At 73.7% G+C, this 3,235-nt stretch carries 3 protein-coding genes; all 3 read right to left on the bottom strand.

What is annotated here, in order from left to right:
* Nucleotides 1-79 precede the first annotated feature (79 nt).
* Complete coding sequence (locus ACWGIU_RS33725; protein ID WP_033223888.1) at nucleotides 80-685, bottom strand: TetR/AcrR family transcriptional regulator; 606 nt, start codon at nucleotides 683-685, stop codon at nucleotides 80-82.
* 68 nt (nucleotides 686-753) lie between these two features.
* Entirely contained in the window at nucleotides 754-2,541 is a 1,788-nt protein-coding gene (locus tag ACWGIU_RS33720) for a class I adenylate-forming enzyme family protein (protein WP_453711911.1), read from the bottom strand.
* Nucleotides 2,526-3,235, bottom strand: a 710-nt coding sequence (locus ACWGIU_RS33715; RefSeq protein WP_453711910.1) for an SDR family oxidoreductase, incomplete at its 5' end; no start/stop codon positions are given. The genes ACWGIU_RS33720 and ACWGIU_RS33715, both read right to left, overlap by 16 nt.

Raw genomic sequence — 3,235 nt, 5'->3', positions numbered from 1 at the left:
GCTCCAGGTCGTGATCCGTTCCTGGAGCCGAACCGGGTGCCGGGCGGTGGGGACCGGTGGCCCGCCGGCCCGGTGGCCTCTAAGGACGCAGTGCGCGCAGCAGCAGGTCGGCGAGGTGATCGGCGACCTGCTGCGGCGTGAGCGGGCCGTCCGCCCGGTACCAGGTGGACAGGTGGTGGACGGAGCCGAAGTGGTAGTCCACCACCAGGTCGGCGGGGGTGGCGTCGGAGAACACCCCCGTACGCTGCCCCTCCTCGACCAGGGCGCGGAAGCGCTCGTGGTAGCGCCGGCGCTCCGCCCGTACCTGCTTGGACTTCTCCGGGCTGAGCTGGTGCATCGACCGGAAGAAGATCATGGCGTCGTCGAGGTTCTCGATGGTCGTGACGACCACGTCGGCGGCCGCGGCGCGCAGCCGTTCCTCGACGGGCGCGTCGGAATCGGCCACCGCGTCCAGGCGCTGCTGCTGGAGCCGCAGCATCCGCGCGTACACCTCGTGCAGCAGATCGTCCTTGGATCCGAAGTAGTGGTAGAGCGCGCCCTTCGTGACACCGGCCGCCTCGACGATCTCCTGGACCGAGGTGCGGTCGTAGCCGCGCTCGGCGAACAGCCGGGTGGCGACGGCCAGCAGCCGCTGCGGTACCGGGGCCTCGTGCGTGCCTGCGGGTTCCGTGGTCCGTGCCGCCATGGCGCTGACCTTCCCTTCCTCGTTCCTGCCTGGTCACTGCGACCGGCTGTACGACCGTCCGACTGTTTTCAGCCGCGGTCGCGCAGTTCCCGTCGCAGGATCTTGCCACTGGTCGTCTTCGGAAGAACAGGCAGGATCTCCACCTGGCGCGGGTATTTGTACGCGGCGATGCGCTCGGCGCAGTGGGCGGCGAGCTCCGCCGGCTCCACCGAGGTGCCGGGACGCAGGCTCACGTACGCCTTCACGCTCTCCCCCCGGTACTCGTCGGGGACGCCGACCACTGCGGCCTCGCGGACGGCGGGGTGCGTGTAGAGCACGTCCTCGACCTCCCGCGGCCAGACCTTGAAGCCGGAGGCGTTGATCATGTCCTTCTTGCGGTCGACGACGTAGAGCCAGCCGTCGGGGTCCATGAACCCGACGTCGCCGGTGCGCAGTTCGCCGCCGGGGAAGGCCTGGGCGGACTCCGCGGGCAGACCCCAGTAGCCGGGCACCACCTGGGGGCCGCGGACGGCTATCTCGCCCGTCTCGCCGAAGGGGACCTCGGCGCCCTGCTCGTCGAGGATGCGGACCACGGTGTCGGCGCCGGGCAGGCCCACGGAGAGGGTGCCGGAGGCGGGGTCGACGGGGGCTTCGAGGTGTACGGGCACGCTGGCGCAGGGGGCGGTGCACTCGGTGAGGCCGTAGCCGTTGCGGAGGTAGAAGCCGAAGGCGGTGCGCAGGCGCTCGACGAGCGCGGGCGGGAGCGGGGCGCCGCCGGAGGAGATCACCTGGAACGAGGCGAAGTGGTCCGGGGTGACCCCGGGGTGGGCGGCGAGGGCCATGAAGGCGGTGGCCGGGCCGACGGTGTAGGCCGGGCGGTGTTCGAGGAAGGCGTCGAGGACGGCGCCGGCGTCGAAGCGGTGGGCGAGCACCAGGGTGCCGGCGTTGGCGAAGCAGGCGGCGAGCTCGCAGACCATGCCGGTGATGTGGAAGAGGGGTGCGAGGGCGAAGTAGGTGGCGCCCTCGGGGAGAGGGTGGGCGGTCACCTGCCGGACGGCGTTGTAGGTGAGCGCGCCGTGCGGGTTCATGGCGCCCTTGGGGGTGCCGCTGGTGCCGGAGGTGTAGCTGATGAGGGCGGTGTCGGCGGCGGTGAGGGGCGGGGCGTCCGGCGCGGGCCGCCTGCCCCGGGCCACGGTGAGGAGGTCGGCGGTGCCGGGCCCGGCGGCGGGACCGGCGGTGCGCGGGCCGCCCGGGGGGTTCGGGGCGGGCGCCGCGTCGGGCGCCTCCGCCTGGGCGGGCACGAACGGCCGGGCCGGGGCGGGGGCAGGGGACGGGGCAGGAGCCGGGGACGGAGCCGGGCCGAAGACGCGCGGGTCGTTGCGCGTCTGGAAGTCCAGGTCCGACGCGGTCAGCACGGTCCGCACGGCGCTGTCCCGCGCGGCCTCACGCAGGTACCCGGTCCACGCGCCGCCTTCGCAGACCAGCGCGGCGGCCCCGGAGTCGCGGAGGATGTGCCCGACCTCGCCGGACTTGTACATGGGGTTGAGCGGGACGACGACGGCTCCGGCCTTCCAGGCCGCGAGGACGGCGAGCACGAAGTGCGGGGTGTTCTGCAGCATGACCGCGACCCGGTCCCCGCGGCGGACGCCGCGTGCCGCGAAGTGGCCGGCGACGGAGTCGGAGAGCGCGTCGGCCTCCGCGTAACCGATCCGGCCGTCGAAGTAGGCGAGGGCGGTGCGCTCGGGGGCCCGGGCGACGGCCTCGCGGAAGGCGTGCAGCACGGTGGGCGGCGGTGCCACGGGCGCCCGCTGGGCCGCGGCGAGCAGTCCGAGCCACGGCTTGGCGGCGTACCGGGAGGAGGTCACCGGGTCTCCCATTTCTGCTGGAGGTGGTTCATGCCGCTCAGCCAGCGGTCCGGCTCGGTGGCGCGGGCGGCGTAGAAATCGGCGACCTCGCGGTGCGGGAGGATCAAGAACCGGCCTTTCTCCATGCCGTCGAACAGCGCGTCCGCGACCGCTTCCGGCTCGATCGCGGTCGGCGCGAGGACGAGTTCGCCCGCCGAGCCCGCGGCGGTCAGCATGTCGGTGCGCACCCCTTGCGGGCAGATGGCATGGACCTGGACTCCGCGATGGCGGTAGGTCAGCGAGAGCCACTCCGCGAAGGCGAGCGCACCGTGCTTGGTGACACTGTACGGGGCCGCTCCGATCATGGTCAGGAGCCCGGCGGCCGAGACGGTGGACACGAAGCGGCCGCTCTCCCGCTCCAGCCAGTCAGGCAGCAGCAGTCTGGCGGCGCGGACGTGAGCCATGACGTTGGTGTCCCAGGCCGCTTCCCAGACGGCCTCGTCGGCGAAGGCGTCGCCGCCCGAGGCGAGTCCGGCGTTGGCGCAGTAGACGTCGACGGTCCCGCCGAGGGCCTCGCGGGCCTCGGCCACGATCGCCGAGGCGTCGCCCGGCACCGGGACGGCCCGGGCGCCGATGGCGGCCGCGACCGCGACGGCCTTGGCCGGGTCGAGGTCGTTGACCACCACCGTGGCACCCTCGGCCGCGAAGCGGTGGGCGAGGGCGGCGC

The organism is Streptomyces sp. NPDC054840, from assembly GCF_053611065.1.
The sequence above is the reverse complement of the archived record's forward strand: the minus strand, read 5'-3'. Positions and strand labels throughout refer to the sequence as shown.

Bases quoted from the DNA above. Each gene is read 5' to 3' on its own strand.
- ACWGIU_RS33725 (WP_033223888.1), bottom strand. From the start codon at position 685: ATGGCGGCACGGACCACGGAACCCGCAGGCACGCACGAGGCCCCGGTA.
- ACWGIU_RS33720 (WP_453711911.1), bottom strand. From the start codon at position 2,541: ATGGGAGACCCGGTGACCTCCTCCCGGTACGCCGCCAAGCCGTGGCTC.